This is a genomic window from Pseudorhizobium marinum (assembly GCF_000705355.1).
GTDB lineage: Bacteria > Pseudomonadota > Alphaproteobacteria > Rhizobiales > Rhizobiaceae > Neorhizobium > Neorhizobium pelagicum.
The window spans coordinates 33,253-53,691 of sequence record NZ_JMQK01000028.1; the positions used below are offsets into that span (position 1 = coordinate 33,253).

The window sequence follows — 20,439 nt, forward strand, 5'->3', positions numbered from 1 at the left end:
TCAGCCTCTGCTGCAGGCTGCACTATAGGGGGCAAGGGCCTTGCGGATGCTTGCAATCACCAGATTGCGGGCCGTCGGTTTCAGCCTAGCGGCCGAGACGTCGTCGTAGACCCCGGCGAGATACTGGCTCACCAGTGTCTCGGGCAGATCCCGTTCGCCAAGAGCCTCAAAGAGAGCCTCGACCGCCCGCTGCGCCTCGGGCAGGTTCCAATAGTAGCGGATGCGGTCGGAATAGGAGAAGTGCCGCTGCACGAACTTCTCCTCGTCGCTGCCCGGGTAGTAGCCGGCCCAGTTTTTTGGCGCGGCAAGCATCGAGGCCTCCATCGACCGCATCAGTGCGCCCCCCGTGTACGAGGGCACGAGAATGCCGGCAATCTGGTCAAGGCCGTACAACGCTTCCCTGAGCGCGAACGTCAGGCCCGGTCCAACTTTCAGAATGCAGAAGCCGCCAGCGACGAGGGCGCGCAATGCCTCGGTCGGCTGGTAGTCGGTGGAGTGGGCCTCGAAAACGATCCCGCCCGTGGCCTGACGCCATCCGGACAGATCCGAGGCCTCCTCGGGCTTGAAGCGCATCACGTTGGCGTTGCCGAATTCGACCCCGGGCTGGACGACGAGGCCGGCTATGCGATCCAGAACGCCTTCGAGCCCGGCTTCCCGAAACGTCTCCTCGTGGATGGCAAGCGTTGTGGCGGCATCGGCGGGGGAGGTGACTTCCAGAACATCGAGTTCCTCCATGGCGCCGCCCGGGACAGGAACCTCGGTCCCAATGACATAGCCAGGAGCTGGATGACTGCCTTCGCTTGCACCCTGTTCGGCGGCGATTGCGAGCCTTGCTGCCCGTTTTGCAATCGTGGCCACCGACAGGGGTGTGGGATCGTCGGCGCAGGCCATGCTGGCATCCAAGTGGAGCTTGCCAAAGCCTGCCGCCGCATAGGCATACGTCATCGCCTCGGCCTTGGCCATCGCCTCGTCGGCAGGAAGGTGCTTCCAGGGATTGGGCCCGAGATGATCGCCGCCGAACAGGATGCGCCCGACGGGAAAATCGACGGTCCTTGCAATGGCGAGCACGAAGTCGCGGAAATCAACCGGCGTCATGCCTGTGTAGCCGCCCTCCTGGTTGACCTGATTGCAGGTTGCCTCGATGCAGGCGATGGAACCGGTCTGAAGCGCCTCGATCAAGGCCGCCTCGATCACCAGCGGATGTGCACTGCATACCGAAGTGAGCCCTCTGGGGTCGCCGGCGTCGGCGAAGGCGTGAAGCGTAAGCAGAGCGTTCAGCGGCGTGCTCATTTCGCCTCCAGCATGACGACCTTGGTGAGGTTGCGCGGTGCGGTGGTGTCGATGCCTTTGCGCACGGCATACCGTTCGCCCAGGATCTGGAGGGCAGGAAGTACGCCGAGCGCCGCTGCACCGTCGGAAAAGCCATGCGCCAGGGAGATGTCGCCGTCGCCGCCGAAGCCGAGAACCACGGCGCCTTTGTCCTGCAGTTCCTTGACAAGTTCGCTCTCGTGCTTGCGCGTCTCTTCGCTGTACAGCATGACCACGCAGGTCTTCTCGTCGAGAAGGCTCACCGGTCCATGGCGGTATTCGCCGGGATGGAAGCCCTGCGTGTAGCAGATTGCCATTTCCTGCAGTTTCAGCGCCCCCTCAAGCGCCACGCCATAGTTCACGCCTCCGCCGAGGAAGACGAAATGGCTGCGCGGCCCGTAGACGGCGACGTCGACGGCGTCCATCGCCGCCATGAAGGCTTGTGCCTGGTCGATCTCCGCCTCGGTGAAGGCCACGCCGGCCAGCGCCAGGCCCGCCATCAGCATCAGGCTGGCAGAGCAGGTCATCACGATGCCTTCCTGCGGATGCGTGGAAAATTCGATCGGCGTGTCTGACGCCTTCGACAGGCTTGAGCCGGGTGCGCAGGTAATGCCGATGACATGCTGGCCGCGGGCCCGGCTGGCTTCGGCGGCCTGAACCGTTTCGGTGCTTTCGCCGCTGCGCGACAGCGCGATCACGTCACAGCTCGTTGCAGTAGAGTAGGCTTGCGGGCGCACGATCCATTCGCCGGCTGGCACGGCAAGCGCCGAAATGCCATTGGCATTCATCGCCGCCGCGACACTCAGCGCCAGATTGTAGGAGGTGCCGCAGCCGATAACGATGCGCGGGACGTCTGTTACCTGCAGCTTTTTCGGCATCTGAGCCTTTTTCCAGAAGGGGAACTGCTCGGTGATGCTGCGAAGGGTCGCGTTCATGATTTCATGTCCTTTTATGCGAGGGTGGCGCGAGCTCCAGCTGGCGCGCGAGATTGTCAATGAATGCGGTATCGACGGCCCAGCCGGCCTGCCGTGCCGCGAGAAGAAGTCCGCCGCCGATCGGGGGCAGGGCGGCGCCCACGGGCGGCTGTCCGATCAATGTGCTGACCGCGCCGAGGATGATTGCACTGTCAAACACCGAACCGGCCGTGGCCCATGGCGTGCCGGAGGAAAGTCCGCCCTTGCTCATGCCCGCAGCGTGATGCTCCGCCAGGTAGTGCGCCGCGTCCTGCAGAACCTCCCTGGCCCGCATGTCTCCATCCTCGGCGAGGCCATTGATGGTCTGCGCCAGCGAGGCGATGGCCGAGCGGGTGTGGTCCTGGTGGGCGGTCCACTCCATCAGGGCTAGCGGATTGCGATCGAGGGAGAGATGGAGCGCCTGGCAGAGTTTTTCGGCAAACCCCGTGGCGGGAAGCCGTCCGTCGAGTTCTCTGGTGGCGAGGCTGAGCGCCTGCCGTCCGATCCAGTAGCCGGAGCCTTCGTCGCCGAAACTGTCGCCCCAGCCGCCGACGCGGGTGATCCGGGTACTGCCTCCAGCCTGTGTGCCCGCAATGGCCATGGAGCCGGTACCCACGAGCAGAAGCAGGCCTTCGCCTTGCGGGAAGGCGCCGTGAAATGCCATTTCAACGTCGTTGCAGATGAATGCGGTCGCGCCCATCCCAGCTGTCACCACGGCTGAAACTGCGCGGTCGAGCTCACGCACCTCGCCAAAGCCGGGCATGCCCATGGTCACTGCCTTGACCGAAGGCGCGCCCGAACGAAGGTGAACCATCACCTGCTCCAGCTCAATCTTCCAGGCGCGGTTGTCCTGCGGGTTGCAGCCGCCGGCAATGGGCAGCGGTACCAGTTCGCCGCTGCTCGACAAAAGCGCACTGGCGGTCTTGCTGCCGCCACCGTCGGTCGCGCCGATCCAGTCAGCCATTGGGCGCGTCCCTGTTGGCGAGCGTCAGGGTCGTGGCACTGTCGCGGATATGGCTGAGAAGCGGCGCCGAGAGCGCGCCGCTGGTGATGAGGTGCAGGGGTTCGGCGAGCCGCAGAACGCCGTAGGTCGCGCGCTCGCCGAGCTTGCCCGCATCGCACAGCACGAAGGTCTGTTTGGCGCGCTCGACCATGCGCTGGTTGACCCGCGCTTCTTCCGCATCGTGGCTGGTGATCCAGCCGTCATCGGCAATGGCGCTCGCCCCGAGAAACAGCTGATCGAAGTAGATGTTGTCGAGCATGGCCTGGGCCAGCGGCCCGACCATGGACATGTTCTGCGGTCGCAGCCGCCCTCCCAGCAGGCAGACGGTGATGCGGTCGATATTGGCCAGTTCCTGAGCAACCACGATACCGTTGGTGAAGACGGTGATCGGTATGCTCATCAGCTTGATCTTGCGGGCAAGCTGCAAGACGGTGGTGCCGGCATCGAGAAAGACGGTCGTGCCCTCGCGCAGATGCTCGGCCGCGGCCGAGGCGATCAGGCGTTTGGCGGAAAGATTGTGCTGCTCGCGCGCGCCGAAGGCCACTTCCGAGCGCATCTCCGCGGCAATGCGCGCTGCGCCATGGGTGCGAACGATCACCCCGGACTTCTCGAGATCCGTCAGGTCACGCCGCACCGTTGCCAGCGATGCGCCAAGATGTTCGGCGATGTCGTTGACCTGCAGTTCTCCCCGGTCGAAGAGAAGATCGCGTATGCGTGTCTGGCGTTCGTTCATCATCGTGTTCGTCGCGTCCGTTAGGCGGGGATCTGGGTCGGCGCGGTTCGCACCGCTGCTTCATTGTGCAGCGGAATGCGCGCACCGGATGTGTGGTCGAACAGGTGGATCGCCTCGCTGTGCGGCTTGACATGGAGAGCCGAACCGGAGGGCGGGTTGAAGTCTCCGCTCAGCATGGCGGCGATCTCCTGGCCGGCGGCCAGGCCGTGAACGAGGGTCTGAGCACCGGTGGTTTCCGACAGTCCAACCGCCATCTTGAAGCACCCGGCGGCCGCACCGGCGACCGGAACCAGATGCTCGGGACGAATGCCGATCGTCACATCGCTGCCGCTCTGCAGCGCGGGATGACCGGACAGAGGGATACGGGTGTCGGCGACATTGAGTGCTGACGTCTCGCCCTCGCGCACATAGGTGCCCTTGAGGAGGTTCATGGCGGGTGAACCGATGAAGGTGGCGACGAAGGTATTGGCCGGGCGGTGGTAGACCTCCGAGGGCGTGCCGATCTGTTCGACATTGCCCCTGTTGAGAAGAACCAGCCGGTCCGACATCGTCAGCGCCTCAACCTGGTCGTGAGTGACGTAGACCGAGGTGGTGCCGAGCCGTTTTTGCAGTGTCTTGATCTCAAGCCGCATCTGCACGCGCAGCTTGGCATCGAGGTTGGACAGGGGCTCGTCGAACAGAAAGACCTTGGGATTGCGTACGATCGCGCGGCCCATGGCGACGCGCTGACGCTGGCCGCCTGACAGAGCACGCGGAGGGCGATCAAGATAGTCGGAAAGGCCAAGCAACTGCGCGGCCTCCTCGACCGCCTTGCGCGCCGTGGCCTTGTCCACCTTCCTGAGCTTCAGGCTGAACCCCATGTTCTCCGCCACCGTCAGATGGGGGTAGAGCGCATAGTTCTGGAACACCATCGCGATATCGCGATCCTTGGGCGGCAACGTGTTGATGATGCGGTCGTTCATCGAAATCGAGCCACTGGTGATCGATTCCAGGCCGGCAATGGTGCGCAGAAGGGTCGATTTTCCGCAGCCGGACGATCCGATCAGCGAGACGAACTCGCCATCGTTGATGGTCACCGATATCCCGTGCAGCACGACGATATCACCATAGGCCTTGGTGAGGTTCGAGATGGCAAGCGTCGTCATTGGCAGATTACCCGAGTTACGGAAAGAAAGGATGCGGCGCTGCACCGGCAGGCGACGGAGGCAAAACGACCGGTCATTTTGTTGCTCCCGCGGTCAGCCCGCTGACGAGGAAGCGGTTGAGGAACACCACGACCAGAACCGGCGGAATGATGGCGACGATGCCGGCCGCATTCATCAGGCCGTAGTCGATGTAGTTGCGGGTGACGAATTCGGGGATCAGCACGGTCAGCGGTTTGGTCGCCAGCGTCGGCGAGAAGATCAGCGGCACCATGAACTGCCCCCACGCGTTGAGGAAGGTCAGGATTGCCGAAGCGATCAGGCCGGGCATGGCGATCGGAAGCACGATGTGGATGAGCGTGTAGGTGCGGCTGGCGCCATCCAGGAAGGCTGCCTCCTCCAGCGACGGCGACAGTGACTTGTAGATCGAACGCATCAGCCACAGAGCCAGCGGCAGGAAGGCGGAGACATAGATCAGCGTGATGCCGACATAGGTGTCGATCCAGCCAAGCGCGATCATCAGCCGGTAGAGGGGGATCATCACCGTATAGGCCGGGATCGCCATGGTCATGACGACGATCGAGAAGAGGAGACCCGATCCTGGAAAGGGCATGCGAACGAAGGCATAGGCGCCAAACGCTGCAATGATCACGGTCGCAATTGTCGCCGCGAGCGAGGTGACGAGCGAATTGGTGAACGCTGCTGAAAACTGCGGCCAGACGCTCTTGACCTCGTTGCCCTGCGACAGGCTGGTCGCGCCGAAGAGATTGGCATAATGTTCGAAGGTGACGTTGGCCGGCCAGAAATGCGCCGTGTCGCCAATGAGCATGTTGGGCGGCGTGAAGCTGGTGACCAGGGCCCAGTAGATGGGGCCGAGCGACCAGCCCAGAAGCAGCGCCACCGCAATGGCGAGGCTGATGCGCCCGGCGAGAGATGTCATGAACTGGGACTTCATCAGTCGTACCGTGTTTCCGAATAGACGCGCACCACATAGACGGCTGAAACGATCAGCGAAGCCAGCATGGCAAGCACGCTCAACGCCATGCCGTAAGAGAACTTCAGCGACTGGAACGCGGACATGTACACCTGGATCATGATCGAGCGGGTGTCGAGGCTGGTGCCGTTGAGGATCCAGGCTTCGTCGAACATGTTGAAGGCAAACACCGTCGACTGGCTGAGCGCAATCGCGATGCCTCCGGAGATCAGCGGCAGCGTGACGAGCCTGAAGAGGCCGAAGGCGCCAGCCCCGTCGAGGCGTGCCGCCTCGTAGAGGTCACGCGGGATCGATTGCAGCGAGGCAAGGAGGATGATCGCCGTCAGCGGCATCATTCGCCAGGCATGCACGAGGGCAATGAGGAAGAGTGCGGTCAGGCGGTCGTTGAACCAGACATGGCGGGGCTCGACCAGGCCGAAGGTGCTGAGGATCTGGTTGAGGACGCCGTAGGAGGGATTGAAGATCCAGCCCCAGACGACGGCATTGACGACCGGCGGCAGGCACCATGGCAACACCAGCGCCGCAAGCAGGATCGAGCGGCCGAAGCGAACCCGGTTGAGAAGAAGGGCGGACGAGAGACCGAGAACGATCTGGATTGCCACGGTCATCGCCACGAAGACGAAGGTGTTGTTCCAGGCCTGAAGGACGTTCCGGTCGGTAAACGACTGGATGTAGTTGGCCAGGCCTACGAAGGGCGTGCCGGCGCGCATCGGATCGACGCGGTAGAGGCTGTCGATCATGGTGAAGATGAGAGGAATGAGCACCAGTGCCGCCATGATGACGGCCACTGGCATGACATAGACCGCACCCGTCAAACCGGCGGTCGGTCGATAACTGGATGGCGGGGTACGGTCTGTCATTGTCGTCACTGGTCTGTTTTCCAGAATGCCGGTTTTACTTTGCGGCTTCTACGTCGGCTGCAATGTTCTTGATCGCATCGGCCACGGTGATCTGCCCTTTGGCGGCCAGATTGAGGTTGGTCGAGACGGAAGTCGAGAACTCCGGATACCAGGCCGGTGCACCCTGGGCGAACATGGGCTCAACGAGGGCAGCCTGCTTGAGAATGATGTCGCCCTCGACCAGCTTGCCGTCGGCGTTGAGCTTTTCGAGCACCGACAGGCGGGCCGGAAGGTTGCCGAGCGTCTCATAGGCAGCGATCTGGATCTCCGGTTCGAGCAGCCAGTTGATGAAGGCGGTCGCGGCCTCCTTGTTCTGGGCGCCCGTGGGGATGCCGACGGCTTCCGGGAGGCCGATGGTGCGGGCCTTGCCGGTGCTCGAGATCATCAGTGCCGCTGCGGCGGCATCGGCCACCTGCGACTTATCGGCGTCCGTGTAGACCGAGAGGTTGCCCGCCCAGCCGGCGACGTCGAAGGTGATCTTGCCGCTTTTGAACAGCTCCTGGATCTCGACGTCCTTCAGGCCGGTCGCCGCCGGATCGATCAGACCCTCGTTGAGCGCCGCGATCTCGAATTCCATCGCCTTGTAACCGGCCGAGTCCACATCGGTGAAGAGCGGCTGGAAATTCTCGTCGAAGAGGTCGCCGCCGAAGACCTTCGTCAAAAGGTACCAGGCTGTCGAGGTGCCCTCGCTGGCCGACAGCGGCAAGCCGATCGGATGCTCGGCGATGCCCTTCTCCTTGATGGCGCGGGCAGCGGCAAGAAGCTCGTCGGGCGTCGTCGGAACGGCTTCGACACCGGCATCGGAGAGATGCGTCTTGTTGTAGATCATGACGCGGAAGTCGTTGTTGTAGGTCACGCCCATGACATGGCCGTCATAGCTGAAGATGCTGGCGGTCGGCACGTCTGCCAGGACGTCCTGGCTGATGGCGTCATTGAGAGACTGGTACCAGCCGGCGGCGCCGAACTGCCCGACCCAGGACCAATCGACTTCGGTCGCACTTGCGGGAGCGGTATTGGCCACCATCGAGGTGACGATCTTGGTGCGGATTTCATCCCAGCCGAGCGTCTGGATATCCATTTCGACACCCTGCTTCTCTGCAAACGTGTCGGTGAGTTCCTTGGGAAGTGTGCCCCAGGGCGGCAGCAGGACCGAAAACTGATCGGCGGCTTGACCCGGTACGGTGGAGAACAAAGTTGCCGCTACGAGCGCGGCCTGGAAGGCCATGGTTTTCATAACTTACCCCATACTGGAAGAATGATGGAGGCTACGACGGATCCCGTTTCTCTCTGCGCCGGCGGATATAGAGCCCTTCCGGCATGTGCGTTTGACGAGTTTTCCGACCACCTCGTCGCAAAATCTGCCGGATTAAAAAATCAGAGTCAATCTAGAAAATGATTGTTTATGATCGTTTGACGTCAGGAATTCGCGTGTGAGGGGAGATTAACGATCGAGCGAGCAAGCCGTGGGGAGAGTGAGCGACAAAGGGCGCGCACCAACTCCAACAATATTCCGTCGCCGAGTGTCTCGCTGCGCATCTCGAACGTCGTTCCCGCCTACGGCGTGCTACCTCTGGAGTTCTGTCGCGGCACCAGGCCAAGCCACGCGGTAAAATCGCGGCCATGGAGAAACACTCCCATCGGCGGTGCGAACGTCTCGCTCGCCAAGGCGGTAGCCGGGCTGATCCCGGAATTATGCGCAGTCGGTGGATTGTATCGGCGTGGCTCCATCCAGGCGCTGAGCGCGGTGAAGCGCCCAGCGCTTTGCCGGATAGCGTTTTGGAGGGCGAGTGAGCTGCAACACTCCTGACGCTGTTCCTCAACCGATGATCAGTTGAGGGACAGCAGCTATGATGATCAAAACGGCGAGCATGACGCCGACAAACGGAAGCGCGCCGGCAAAAATCGCCTCCAGCCGCGTCTTTCCGTCTCCCAGGGCGGAGTGGACGGTAAAGATGGAAATCCCGAACGGCGGCGTCAGCAGCCCGACTTCAACCGCGATCACCGTAATGATGCCGAAGTGGATGAGATCGAAGCCCAGTCCCTGGGCGATCGGTGCGGCAATGGGCACGACGATCAGGAGAATGGAACTGCTGTCGAGGATCATGCCGAGCAGCAGCACAAGCAGCACATAGACGATCAGGAACCCCGCCGCACCCAGTCCGCTCCCCTGAACGAAATGACCGATCGCGGTTGGAATTCCAGCGACGGCAAGCATCTGGCTGTAGAAGCCCGCCGCCACCAGGAGGATCAGGATGCCGACAGAGATCGTTCCGGTCTGCGTCAGCACGGCCCACCATTTTTTCAGGTCCAGGCTGCGACGGGCGACTGCGATCAGGAGCGCAGCGAATGCTCCGACGCCACCCGCCTCGGTCGGCGTGAAGAAGCCACTGTATAGTCCGCCGAGGACGAAGACGACGAGGATGACGATCGGCACGAGCTTGCGAAGGACTTCCGGCAGTTTCATCTTCGGCAAGGCATGCAAGTCGGCGCTGCTGCGCTGAAGGTGTTCGCTGGTAAACACCAGGTGGGGCAAAAAGCGCGCCATGAGCATGATGATCAGCACGAAGCCGAGCGCCAGAAGTGCACCCGGCACCAGGCCGGCAATGAACATGCGCCCGATCGACTGCTCGGCCAGCACGCCGTAGATGATCAACAGCAGGCTCGGCGGTATCAGCATTCCCAGGACGGAACTGCCTGCCACCGTGCCCGCGGCAAAGGCCGGTCGATAGCCGTGGCGCGTCATTTCCGGCACCGCAACCTTGGTGAAGACCGCAGCCGAGGCGATCGAAACGCCGGTCACTGCGGCAAAGACGGTGTTGGCGGCGACGGTCGCAATCCCAAGCCCGCCGAGCAGCCGCCGCAACAGCGCCTCCGCCACGTCGAACGTGTCCTTGCCGACGTTCGATATGCTGACAAGATGCCCCATCAGCACAAACAGCGGAATGGTCGCAAACAGATAGTTGGCAACGCCGTTATAGGCGGAAATGGACATCAGCCGCATGGCCAGGTCGAAGTTGCCCCGCAGGATCCAGACGCCGGCAAAGGCGACCGTCAGGAGCGCAACGGCAATCCGCATGCCGAGCAGGACGAGCAGAAACAGAACGCCGATCAGCATGAGTCCGATGGTGATGCTACTCATGGGCGCCTGCTTTCACGGTAGAGAGCCGACCAAGGCTTTCTGCGCCAAGAACCGCAAAGGCGAGCGCCGATGCTGCGGATCCGAACACGATGATCAGGCGAAACGGGAAGGTCGGAAGGGTCCAGACGCCGCGCACGCCGAAGAACTCGGCGGTCCGCCATGCGCTGGCGGTATCCGGCCAGGCGGCTACCGCCAGCGCCACGAAAAGAAGCGTACCGACGACCGCGAAGACGAAGTCCAGGGCATGCGGCAGCCGCTCTGAACCGCTTTCGACCAGGCGCAGGAGGAAATCGGCACGCACCAGGCTTCCGTTCAAGACCGCAGCCGGCAACATCAGAAAGACAATGGCGACCACCGACCTGGCGGCAATTTCTGCGACGCCGGTGATCGGGGCGGCGAGGAAATTGCGGCCGACAACGTCGGCCACAATGAGGAGCATGATGGCGAAAATCCAGACCGTACCCACGGCCGCGATGATGTTGAGGCCGCCCTGTAGCAGGCGCCTCAAAGGCGAAGGATCCGGTTCCGCGATAGTGTCTGCTTGCATGTTGGATTTCCGTCGGACTGGCTGGTGATGGCTACAGGGCGTTGGCGGCGGCGACCGCCTAGATCTCGGCTGCCCAGTCACGCGCCGGCGTGATCCCCCGCGCCTTGAGCTCGGCGAAATAGGCCTTCAGCACTGCCGCCGCGGCTTCCCCATTGGCCTCGAGCCAGGGTGCGGCGACGTTCGGCAGCGTGTTGGCCCATTTTTCCTGTTCCGCGACCGGCAGTTCGGCGACCTGCAGGCCGGCGGCCACCATTTCCGTCATCGCGGCGGTCGTGCGCTGGGTCACGTAGTCGCCATGCTTGCGGGAGGTGAGCTTGCCGGCTTCCTTCAGGGCGGCCTGCACGTCCGGCGGCAGGCCGTCATAAAAGCCCTTGTTGACCGCGATGCCGCCGAAGTACATCGAACCGAAGCCAACGCGGGTGAGATGCGGCGCCACCTCGTAGACGCGCGTCGGCTGGATGCCGCTCGCGAACGAAAGCGTACCCTCCGAAACGCCGGTCTGGATGTCCGTATAGTAGGTCGTCAAGGCGCCGTCGACCGGCGTACAGCCGGTATTGGCAAGCCAGTTGGCCGAGGTGCCCGGCGCGTTGAGGCGGCGGTTGCGCACGTCCTCGACCGAGGCGATCGGAAAGTTGGCGTAGATATCGTAGCTGTCGGTCACGAGCGAAGACAGATGAACCATGTTCTGGTCCGTCCATCCCGCCTTCAGTTCGGGAAGCTCTTCCGTCAGCTTGTCGAAGATCTCAATGACCGCGACATGATCCGAATTGGCGAACGGCGTGAAGTAGGTGACGTTCTGGAGCGGCATGGCGGAGCCCTCCCAAACGGTGCCGACCATGCCGATATCGACGATGCCGTCGCGAACGGCGGCGCGCGTGTCGTTGAACTTGTAGAGCGTGCCGCCATAGTTCTCGTGCCAGTTGATCGAATATTTGCCGCCGGCCTCCTTGAGCAGGCGATCCAGTTCCGGCTGAAGCGCCGTCTGCATCGCATAGACCCAGATGTTGTTGGTCGGGTGGCTTGAGCCGATCTGGATATCGATGGCTTCGGCGGCAAAGCCGCGGGTGTTCAGGAACGGCATCGCAAGCGTTGCCGAAGAAGCCGCCAAAAAGGCGCGACGTGTGGTGATCATGATGTCCTCCCGTTTCCCGCGATCTGCGGGCCTCCTACACGGCTTACGGCGCCGCAACCGCCTGTTTCCCGACGCTTTCTCCTGCATCTCCCGGACCAGTGTCGCCACCGGCCTCCTCCGGTAGAAGGGCGCCGAACGCTGCAAAGAATTCCACCGCCAGTTTCTGGGCCGTGGCCTTGATCAGGCGGTTTCCGAGCGCCGCCAGCTTGCCGCCGACCGCAGCCTCAGCCCGATACGACAGGACCGTCACGTCACCCTCGGCAACGAGCGTGATACGGGCGGTGCCCTTGGCAAAACCGGCGATCCCGCCGGAGCCCTTGCCCGACAGGGTGCAGGCCGAAAACGGGTCCAGTTCGGTCAGCGTCACCTCGCCCTGAAACCGTGCCGACACCGGTCCGACCTTGAGCCGGACCACGGCGGCAAATTCCGTCTCGCTTTTCTGCTCCAGGCTCTCACACCCGGGGATCGCCTGCTCGAGGACGGCGCGATCGAACAGCGCCTGCCAAACCGCCTGCGGCGTGGCATGGAGAATCTGAGTGCCTTCAAGCTCCATGATCGTTACCTTTCGTCATCCCGTCAGACATGGCCAAGGGCCGCCAAGATTCGTGCAGGCGTCATCGGTGTCTGCATCAACCGAGACTTGAATGGCATCAAGGCGTCGTTTACCGCATTCATCGCGGCGGCGCCCGCCGCAGCCGTCCCGGCTTCGCCAACGCCCTTTGCTCCCAAAATCGTGTCGAGGGTCGGCGTTTCCACGTGTCCAATCACGATGTCTGGCATCTCGCAGGCCATCGGGACAAGGTATTCGGCAAGCGACCCGTTCGTCAGCTGACCGGCCTCGTCGTACAGACACTCCTCGAACAGCGCCGCTCCGAGGCCCTGGACAACGCCGCCGCGGATCTGCTCATCGACGAGCAGGGGGTTGATGATGCGTCCGCAATCCTCCACCACCCAGTGCTTCAGCAGCTTGACCAGCCCGGTCTCGACATCGACCTCGACGTGGCTCGCCTGCACACCGTTGGTGAAGGCGAAGGGGAAGCCACTGGGGGCGTAATGCTGGGCAGCGGTCAGCGAATTGTCTGTCCCGCCAGGAAGTGTGTCCGGGCGATAGGTGGCGATGCGGCCGATCTCCGCAAGCGACAGGCGAACGGCACCGGTGTGCGCATCGACGACGCTCGCATCTGCCAGGCGGAGATCCACCACCTCGGATTGAAGGACGGCAGCCGCAATCGCGAGGATCTGGTCGCGCAGCTTCCTGCCGGCGCGAAGCGCAGTTTCACCGCCGATGCCGGCGCCTCGGCATGCCCATGTCGCACCGCCCAAGGGTGTCGTATCCGTATCGCCGGTGATCACCTTGACCCGGTCTGGCGAAACGCCGAGCTGTTCGCCCACGATCTGCGCGATGATCGTCTCTGTTCCCTGTCCCTGTTCCGTGACCGAAATCATACATTGCACGTCGCCCGAGGGCGTCAGCTTGACGATCGCACCGTCCTGCGCCGAGATCCTGGCACCGCCAACGCCGTAGAAGGCCGCGCCGGGGTTGGTGATCTCGATGAAGGGCGCAATCCCGATGCCGCGGTAGGATCCTGTCTTCCGCAGCAGCGCCTGTTCGGCCCGCAGCGTCTCGTAGCCCATCATCTGGCGCAGGCGTGCAAGACAGGCCTGGTGCGAGAGCTTCTCGAACTGGTAGCCTGTCGCAGACGTATGGGGATAGGCGTCATCGGGCACGACATTGCGCACCCTCAGGTCCAGGGGATCCTGCCCGAGAGCTTCGGCGACCCGGTCGACCAGCACCTCCGTCACGGCACAGGCGATCGGGTGCCCGACGGCGCGATACTGGCTGGTCTGGACCTTGTTCTGAAAGACGACCGACAGCCGGCCGCGATAGTCCTGCATCCGGTAGGGCCCGCCCATCAGGCGGATCACCTGATTGCCTTCCGCCGCGCTGGTGCGCGGATAGGCCGAAAAAGCACCGATTTGCGTCAGGTCGTCGACCTCCATGGCCGTGATCATGCCATTTGCATCGACGGCCATGCGCGCACGGACCTTGTGGTCGCGGGCGTGGATGTCGGACAGGAAGGACTCCAGGCGGTCGGCGACAAAACGGACCGGCCGGCCGAGCAGCTTGCTGGCGGCAACGGTTGCCATCTCTTCATGGTAGACGTGCAGCTTCATGCCAAAGGAGCCGCCGACATCGGCGGCGATCACCCGAACCTGCCCTTCGTTGAGGCCGAAGTGCCGCGCATAGACATCTTGGAACTGATAGGGTGTCTGGGTCCCCTGGTGGACCGTCAACTGCCCTGTCGACGGGTCGAAATCGGCCACAACCGCACGCGGTTCAAGCGTGACCGCCGTATGCCGTCCAAAGCTGAACTCTCCGTCGACCACGCATGCAGCCTTGGCAAAGGCCGCGTCGACATCTGCCGTCTCCAGAACCGTTTCGTAGCACAGGTTGCTGGCAAGGCCGGGACTTGCAGTGTCGGCACCGGGCGCGAGCGCGGCTGCGCCGTCCACGACAGGCTCCTGGTCTTCGATTTCGACCACAACCAGTTCACAGGCATCCTCCGCCTGCGCCCTGCTGCTGGCGATCACCATGACCACGGGCTGTCCGGCCCAGACGACATGTGTCTCTGCCAGGATGTTCTGTGGCGGGCTGGCCATGCGGGCGAAGTGATCCAGCGTTCCCACCCAGGGCATGCAGAGCGGGTTGAGGTCGGCGGCAGTCAGGACGCAGATCACACCCGGCGCCTGCGAGGCCTGCTCGACATCGACCGCCAGGATCTGTCCCCTGGCGACAGGGCTGCGGACAAAGGCCGCGTGCACCATCCGGGGCAGGACCAGGTCCGTGGTGAAGCGCCCGCGGCCTGCCAGGTGGCGCAGCGCATTCTGCCGCCGATGCGGCTGTCCGATAAAGGCCGTGGTGTCTGGTGCCATGGTCATCCGGACGTCCCCTGGTCGATGGTTCGGGCAGCTGCCGTCGAGGCGATCGCATCGACGATGGCCTCGTAGCCGGTGCACCGGCAGTAATTGCCCGAAAGCGCGTCGCGGATCTCCGAGCGATCCGGATGAGGATTATCCACCAGAAGCGCATGCGCGGTGGCCAGCATCCCGGACGTGCAGAACCCGCACTGAAGCGCGTTCCGCTCATGGAAGGCGGCCTGAAGATCGGCGATGACACCCCGATCCCGCAATCCCTCCAGGGTCTCGACCATCTCGCCGTCGACCTGGACTGCAAGCGTCAGGCAGGCATGGGCCGGCCGACCGTTGAGCATCACGAGACAAGCGCCGCAGGCGCCCATCTCGCAGCCCAGATGGGTGGCGGTCAGTCCCAGGCGGTCACGCAGCCAGTCGGCAAGGCTGAGGCGCGGTTCGACCCTTTGCCGGACGGTCTCGCCATTGACGGTCACGGTGATTTCCTTGGTGAGGTCCTGCTCCATCTCACGGGCCTCCCAGGCGACCAAGCACGCGCCCCAGCAGGACGCGCGCCAGATGAAGGCGCATCGAGGCCGGCATCTGCGGCAGGTCCTCAAGGTCCAGGTCGCCTTCAAGGGCAGCCTGGGCCGCAGCGATGGTTGCGCCATCCAGCGCACCGCCTCGCAAGGCCGCTTCCGCCTTCGCCGCCCGTATGGGCCTGTCGCCCACGGCAAGAAAGGCGATGCTGATGTCACTCAGTCGCTGATCCGCCATGACCGCCTGGATGGCGGCGCCTACTATGGCGTAATCGCCCCTGCGGCGAGACAGCTCGTCGAATGCCACACGCTGCCCCTCGCGTGCCGGTGGCACGAACAGGGAGCGCAGGATCTCTCCCGGTCTCATCGCCGTCTCGTAAAGGCCGAGAAAGAAGGCGTCGGCTGGCACGCGTCGCACGCCGTCGCGACCGACGATCTCCATTTCCGCCCGCATCGCCAGTGCGGCGGCGGGAAACTCCGACGCGGGATCGGCCAGGACGAGATTGCCGCCGATCGTCGCACGGTTGCGGATCGCCGGATGGGCGACAAAGGGCGCTGCCGCAGACAGCAGAGGGGCATGTTGAATGATCAGCGGATGCGTGAGGGCCTCGGCGTGGCGCGTCATGGCGCCGATCCGCAGCCAACCATCACAGAGCTCCACCCCGGACAGCTCCGGAATGCGCGAGATGTCGATCAGCAGCGACGGCGCCTGAAGGCGCAGGTTGAGAGCGGGCACGACGCTGTGTCCACCGGCCAGAAACTGTGCGTCCCCGTCGCCTGCCTCGAAGGCATCGAACGCGGCCGACAGGCTGTCGACCCGGACATACTCCAGAGCGGGCGATTTCATCCATCCTCCCAAAGGCGGCCTCCACCGCATTTGTAACCAACTGGTCACAAAGTACAGATCAGAATTCTTCCTGCAAGCAAAAAGTGACCACTTGGTAATTTTTCACTGGGACGCTAAAAGACGGCGATACGGGAGATGCAGATGACCGATGTGACTGCTTCGCCGCCTTCTGCGGGACGGCGCCGGAAGAACATGCGAGGCGAAGAGCGTGAAAAGGCGATCGTCAATGAAGCGGTGCGCTTCTTCGCCGAGGTCGGCTTCGAAGGGCAGACCCGCGAGCTTGCCAAACGCATGGGGATTTCGCACGCCGTCATCTACCGGCACTTCGAGAGCAAGGATGCGCTGATCGAACGCGTCTATGACCACATCTACCTTCGACGATGGAATCCGCAATGGGAACCGCTTGTGCTGGATCGCAGCCGCTCGCTGGAGGCCCGCCTGCTGCAGTTCTATCTCGAGTATGCTGCCCGTGTTTTTGACTACGACTGGGTCCGGATATTTATCTCGTCAGGCTTGAAATCCTACGATCTGACGGGCCGCTACTTATCGATCATCCGCGACAAGATCATCATCCCCGCCGCCCTGGAACTCCGTCACGAACGCGGCGAGGAGACGGGAGAGGCGCCGGTCACGGAAAGCGAGACAGAGCTTTTCTGGGGGCTGCACGGCAGTATTTTCTACATTGCCATCCGCAAGTTCGTCTACAATGTCCCCGTCGACATCGACGTGGACGCGACCGTGGAAAACACCGTGCGCGCCTTCTTCCACGGCATCGCCTCACCAAAGCCTTAAGTTTACACTGAGGTATTCCGGTTCATCGTGCCGGTCGCCCACCGTAGATACATGGGCCCCGTCGGCTTAGCTGGATGTTGAGGAGGTGTGACTGGGTTTGAGGACTGTCTGCCGACGGTTATACTCGAACGCCCACATGCGGCATGGCGATGAGTGGCGATAGCCTGGTGCTTCCTTCGCTTGCTGCAGCCATCGGCACACAGGGGTAACTGTAGCGTGCTCCAACGCAAGGGCTGATACTTCTTAGGGGGCACACTGGGTAGCGGTGCCAGGGGCCTAATGTCTCAGGACCCCCGCCGCCTCGGCGGCCTTTGTGAATGCCGCTTCAGCTACCGATAGCGGCACTTCGCCTGCCATGGCCTTTAGACACGCACGTTTCGCGGCCGATTCAAGTTTTCCAGGTGACGCCGGCCAAGAGTTCGCCAGGCACGCGAGGGCCTCACGGGGATTGCAGACACTTCTGAAGTGGTCGCCTCCATCATAGGTAATCTCGATCGGCTTGTCCCAGATGTCTGTCTGCATGGCGTCGTGGCTCCTGGCATTTCAGCGGAGTCAACGTCTGCCGCGGAAACCCGTTCCTGGGCCTAAAGTCCGACGAGCTGCTTTTTCCACGGCTCGTGAGGTTGAAGCTGCCGGACCTGACCGGGCTCATCAAAATTGCGGCGGACTGCCCCAACTGCTGCAGGGTCGGCTGCAGCATTCTCCTCGGAGAGTGCACCCATCGTCGCGGTCCTTTGATGCAGTTGGAGTGACAGAGAAAAGGGCAGGGGCAGTATCTGCTGGGCACGACGCTGCGTTCATTCATTCGGTATGCCGGCTCTGTCATAAATAACGGGGCTCAGCGCAGTCTCCGGCACGAGGTTGCCGCGTTCAATGCAGCTCCAGCGGGATCTGCATTCCCTTGGGGATGACCGGCTTCTTGAGCATGGCGACCTGAATGCGGGAGTAGGCTGCTTTGCGCTCGCGCTCGTGGCGCTCTCTGCGCGCCTTTGATGCGGCAACAGCGGCTAGAGCACGCTCAACAACGTCTTCGGTACGGTTCATCTGCACCTCCATGTGTTCCTGTTATGTTCTCGTATAGGTCTGAAATGTCAAGCGTAGAGTCACGGACAGAACGGCAGTGACTGGAGAGGGATCGCAAGGGCTCGTCCGGGCAGGACAGGCTGGGGGCGAGCCGTCGCCCCTGCGACAACAAACAAACTTCATAGGAAGCCACAAGTTCCACGAGATTCCAGAAATTGCCTTGCGCAGCATGTGCCCTAGTTTGATTGGTGGAAAAGGGAGATGCCTATGGCTGAAGCTGCAACGACATCGCGCAGATCAAACCCCACTGAGAAGCGGGCCGTGACGGATGCCGCCGCGCAAGCCATCATTGATCAGGAGACGGCAGAGCGGGAGCAAAAAACCGAGCGCCTGCGGGCATTGCGATTGGCAAAGACTATCGCTCCCACAGGCCAGACGGCGCCTGATGGCAATGAAGCTGTCAGCTGATCAAAGCCTTCAACTCTTGTTCTTCTCGAACGCCGAGCTCGTAGAGCTGAACCAGTTCGCTTGCGATCACCTCCGAATCCAGCGTATCGAGATTTCGGGTCCCGCAGACTTCATCGTAGATTTCCTGGAGAAGCTGGAGATCTTCGGGGGCGAAGGGAATGTTCATCGGTTCTGTCATGCCGGCAAGATCGCCCATTCAAGCTGAATCGCGCATGAACGGGTTTGGAAGAGGCAACTCGCATGGCAAAAAATGCGATTGTTCCCGAGCAGGCGAGGGCTCTGACAATCGAAGATCACCCGTCAACAACAGGACCTGCGTCATCGTTGGCAGGCCCAGTGGCGGCCTCTGACCGGCTGCCATCGATAGGCTGGTAATTTAGCATGAGCAGTGCCGCCGCCAGCTGCGCCAGTTGCTGCGCAATCTCATTTAGGTCTGCCGATGGTGATGCCTCTGCCTCTTCTTCCATCCTCTAAAAATAGCGCCTACTGATGCACCGGCAAGTGGTGGCTTGCAAGACGCCTAAGGCACCCTCCGCAAACCGACCATCAGATTGTCACGTGCTTCGCTGTCGCCTGGAGCTGTCCAAAGCCGCCTGTCGCGCGTCTGGGCACGGTGCTTCCGCAGGGCTGTGGGCACCCATTAGGAGGGCCATGTCGATCCTCCATGTCACGCGAGACTGTAGCCTTCGAGGCTCCCTCAACCAACCTCCGACCACTGTCGTTCCAGGCGCGGCAGAACACGACCTTTTCGTAGGCTCGAACTTGCACTTTTTCGGGTCTGAGACCCTGCGCTCTATTCTGAAACCCGCGACCGTCGCCGTCGTGGCCGACACGATTTCCGCTCGTAGCCTGCTGCTCGTCCAGCGGCGCTGGCCAGCCCGTGATGCCGGAAAAGGATCCCGCCCCGGAATCGCAGGCAGTTTCCACCGACGGTGACCCACCGCCGGGCTCAACTTCAGCGCCACTGAAGGCGAGGCAGATGCCCTCGATTGACGACCACCTGGTAACGCCGGCAAAGGGGGAGGCCCGCCAGGGGTGCGACGAGTATCTCTGCAGCGACATACCGGCTTCTGGCCGCCTTTCTGCGCCATCAGTATTCCGGAAACCTGCGCAATGGGTGCCTCCGATCTTGCCAGACATCTGGGCATCGCCCGAACGACCTGTCAGCCCGCCTACCAGCGGCGCTTCCCAGCCATCACCACCATGCAGGATCCGTGGTGGCCGCCGCTCGAACGACGGCGGTTTCTCTTGCTCCGTCTTGAACTCTCCGCACGGGATTCCAATATCGGTAGCCGCTTCTTTTCGTCGACAGCAAGAGAGGAGGTTTCTCGCGATGTATATGGATTTGACCTGGAGAGTTCCCGTCAACGTCCGCCTGCAGAGCGGTCTGGAGAGAATATTTCTCTCCGTCAACGATGCCGTGGATTTCCTTGAGAACGAATGGCCGCTTCGCCGCGGTGAACGCTACGACCGCGCCTTGCGGAAATGCAGGGGAGCGCTTCGGCGTCTGGTCCCGCTCGAGGTCGCGCGGGAGGCGTTTATCGCGGCTTGCTTTGAGGCCGGGATGCCGATGGTGATGAGTGGGCCATTGTGTTTTTCGATCCCCAATCCATCATCCGCTGTGGCGTGACGATCAAGGTCGCGGCGACGCCAGCAACTATACCATGGACAGCCGGCCGGGCTGCGCGTTGGCCGGCCGATGGAGGCTGTCCATCCTCGATGGCGTGGTACGAGCTGGCGCCTGTTGCCGAGTCGTACGCTAGGATATGTCAACAGAGGCGGGCTATCGGCCACGCCCTGGTATTCGGAATCGAGGAGGACGAGAAGGCACCCATTGATGCTGCCTTCCTCGAGACGAGCAGGGACGTGGCGGCGACGACCTGACACAGTCCTCAATAGAGCGGCGCGGCAACATTATCATTAGACCAAATATTGTTTGTATGCGCTTCTGATCCCGACGATTGATGATTCCGAACGATGCGTGCAGGATGCATGCGGCAGAGTTCCGGG

Annotated in this window: 21 protein-coding genes and 1 pseudogene; 3 read left to right on the forward strand and 19 right to left on the reverse strand. The window is 62.5% G+C overall.

Annotation, left to right across the window (positions count from 1 at the left end):
* From EO99_RS0122890 to EO99_RS0122960, 16 genes and pseudogenes are all read right to left on the reverse strand, one after another.
* Entirely contained in the window at window positions 1-1,290 is a 1,290-nt protein-coding gene (locus EO99_RS0122890; protein ID WP_029620891.1) for a D-tagatose-bisphosphate aldolase, class II, non-catalytic subunit, read from the reverse strand.
* Window positions 1,287-2,243: an SIS domain-containing protein gene (locus tag EO99_RS0122895; protein WP_029620892.1), complete on the reverse strand. Its 957-nt coding sequence runs from the start codon at window positions 2,241-2,243 to the stop codon at window positions 1,287-1,289. The genes EO99_RS0122890 and EO99_RS0122895 overlap by 4 nt, the downstream gene beginning before the upstream one ends.
* 4 nt (window positions 2,244-2,247) lie before the next feature.
* Window positions 2,248-3,225: an N-acetylglucosamine kinase gene (locus EO99_RS0122900; protein WP_029620893.1), complete on the reverse strand. Its 978-nt coding sequence runs from the start codon at window positions 3,223-3,225 to the stop codon at window positions 2,248-2,250.
* A complete protein-coding gene (locus EO99_RS0122905) occupies window positions 3,218-3,997 on the reverse strand; it encodes a DeoR/GlpR family DNA-binding transcription regulator (RefSeq protein WP_162179334.1) in 780 nt (259 codons plus the stop codon). The genes EO99_RS0122900 and EO99_RS0122905 overlap by 8 nt, the downstream gene beginning before the upstream one ends.
* A gap of 20 nt (window positions 3,998-4,017) precedes the next feature.
* Window positions 4,018-5,142, reverse strand: a complete 1,125-nt coding sequence (locus EO99_RS0122910) for an ABC transporter ATP-binding protein (RefSeq protein ID WP_051680035.1) — start codon at window positions 5,140-5,142, stop codon at window positions 4,018-4,020.
* A gap of 73 nt (window positions 5,143-5,215) precedes the next feature.
* Window positions 5,216-6,079 carry a carbohydrate ABC transporter permease gene (locus EO99_RS0122915; protein WP_029620896.1) on the reverse strand — a complete coding sequence of 288 codons (864 nt, stop codon included), beginning with the start codon at window positions 6,077-6,079 and terminating at the stop codon, window positions 5,216-5,218.
* 14 nt (window positions 6,080-6,093) lie between these two features.
* A complete protein-coding gene (locus EO99_RS0122920) occupies window positions 6,094-6,993 on the reverse strand; it encodes a carbohydrate ABC transporter permease (protein ID WP_029620897.1) in 900 nt (299 codons plus the stop codon).
* A 34-nt stretch (window positions 6,994-7,027) separates the two neighbouring features.
* On the reverse strand, window positions 7,028-8,266 hold the full coding sequence (locus tag EO99_RS0122925) for an extracellular solute-binding protein (RefSeq protein WP_029620898.1): 1,239 nt from the start codon (window positions 8,264-8,266) through the stop codon (window positions 7,028-7,030).
* A 264-nt stretch (window positions 8,267-8,530) separates the two neighbouring features.
* Window positions 8,531-8,718: pseudogene (locus EO99_RS28715) on the reverse strand (transposase); the annotation flags it as partial.
* Between the two features lie 130 nt (window positions 8,719-8,848).
* Window positions 8,849-10,171: a TRAP transporter large permease gene (locus EO99_RS0122930; protein ID WP_029620899.1), complete on the reverse strand. Its 1,323-nt coding sequence runs from the start codon at window positions 10,169-10,171 to the stop codon at window positions 8,849-8,851.
* The gene (locus EO99_RS0122935) at window positions 10,164-10,718 is read right to left on the reverse strand and encodes a TRAP transporter small permease subunit (RefSeq protein ID WP_029620900.1); all 555 of its coding nucleotides are present in this window, start codon (window positions 10,716-10,718) and stop codon (window positions 10,164-10,166) included. The genes EO99_RS0122930 and EO99_RS0122935 overlap by 8 nt, the downstream gene beginning before the upstream one ends.
* 58 nt (window positions 10,719-10,776) lie before the next feature.
* Window positions 10,777-11,850 carry a C4-dicarboxylate TRAP transporter substrate-binding protein gene (locus EO99_RS0122940; protein WP_029620901.1) on the reverse strand — a complete coding sequence of 358 codons (1,074 nt, stop codon included), beginning with the start codon at window positions 11,848-11,850 and terminating at the stop codon, window positions 10,777-10,779.
* Between the two features lie 43 nt (window positions 11,851-11,893).
* A complete protein-coding gene (locus EO99_RS0122945) occupies window positions 11,894-12,403 on the reverse strand; it encodes an SRPBCC family protein (protein WP_051680037.1) in 510 nt (169 codons plus the stop codon).
* A gap of 23 nt (window positions 12,404-12,426) precedes the next feature.
* Entirely contained in the window at window positions 12,427-14,790 is a 2,364-nt protein-coding gene (locus EO99_RS0122950; RefSeq protein ID WP_029620903.1) for a xanthine dehydrogenase family protein molybdopterin-binding subunit, read from the reverse strand.
* Window positions 14,787-15,287 carry a (2Fe-2S)-binding protein gene (locus tag EO99_RS0122955; protein ID WP_029620904.1) on the reverse strand — a complete coding sequence of 167 codons (501 nt, stop codon included), beginning with the start codon at window positions 15,285-15,287 and terminating at the stop codon, window positions 14,787-14,789. Before EO99_RS0122955 ends, EO99_RS0122950 begins: the two co-directional genes overlap by 4 nt.
* Before the next feature lies 1 nt (window position 15,288).
* Window positions 15,289-16,146: an FAD binding domain-containing protein gene (locus EO99_RS0122960; RefSeq protein WP_029620905.1), complete on the reverse strand. Its 858-nt coding sequence runs from the start codon at window positions 16,144-16,146 to the stop codon at window positions 15,289-15,291.
* A 141-nt stretch (window positions 16,147-16,287) separates the two neighbouring features.
* On the opposite strand from EO99_RS0122960, the gene EO99_RS0122965 reads away from it, so the two are divergent.
* Window positions 16,288-16,938, forward strand: coding sequence for a TetR/AcrR family transcriptional regulator (locus tag EO99_RS0122965; protein ID WP_235776908.1), 651 nt, complete (start codon window positions 16,288-16,290; stop codon window positions 16,936-16,938).
* 276 nt (window positions 16,939-17,214) lie between these two features.
* On the opposite strand, the gene EO99_RS0122970 is transcribed toward EO99_RS0122965, so the two are convergent.
* Window positions 17,215-17,460, reverse strand: coding sequence for a DUF982 domain-containing protein (locus tag EO99_RS0122970; RefSeq protein ID WP_029620907.1), 246 nt, complete (start codon window positions 17,458-17,460; stop codon window positions 17,215-17,217).
* Window positions 17,461-17,808: 348 nt separating this feature from the next.
* The gene (locus EO99_RS28045) at window positions 17,809-17,982 is read right to left on the reverse strand and encodes a hypothetical protein (RefSeq protein WP_173425160.1); all 174 of its coding nucleotides are present in this window, start codon (window positions 17,980-17,982) and stop codon (window positions 17,809-17,811) included.
* Window positions 17,983-18,228: 246 nt separating this feature from the next.
* Here EO99_RS28045 and EO99_RS0122980 point away from each other — a divergent pair, with 246 nt between their 5' ends.
* Window positions 18,229-18,429, forward strand: coding sequence for a hypothetical protein (locus tag EO99_RS0122980; RefSeq protein WP_156034978.1), 201 nt, complete (start codon window positions 18,229-18,231; stop codon window positions 18,427-18,429).
* Here EO99_RS0122980 and EO99_RS0122985 read toward each other — a convergent pair.
* Window positions 18,422-18,625: a hypothetical protein gene (locus tag EO99_RS0122985; RefSeq protein WP_029620910.1), complete on the reverse strand. Its 204-nt coding sequence runs from the start codon at window positions 18,623-18,625 to the stop codon at window positions 18,422-18,424. The two genes, EO99_RS0122980 and EO99_RS0122985, sit on opposite strands and share 8 nt — an antisense overlap.
* A gap of 1,143 nt (window positions 18,626-19,768) precedes the next feature.
* On the opposite strand from EO99_RS0122985, the gene EO99_RS0122990 reads away from it, so the two are divergent.
* Window positions 19,769-20,059, forward strand: coding sequence for a DUF982 domain-containing protein (locus EO99_RS0122990; protein ID WP_235776909.1), 291 nt, complete (start codon window positions 19,769-19,771; stop codon window positions 20,057-20,059).
* Window positions 20,060-20,439 lie beyond the last annotated feature (380 nt).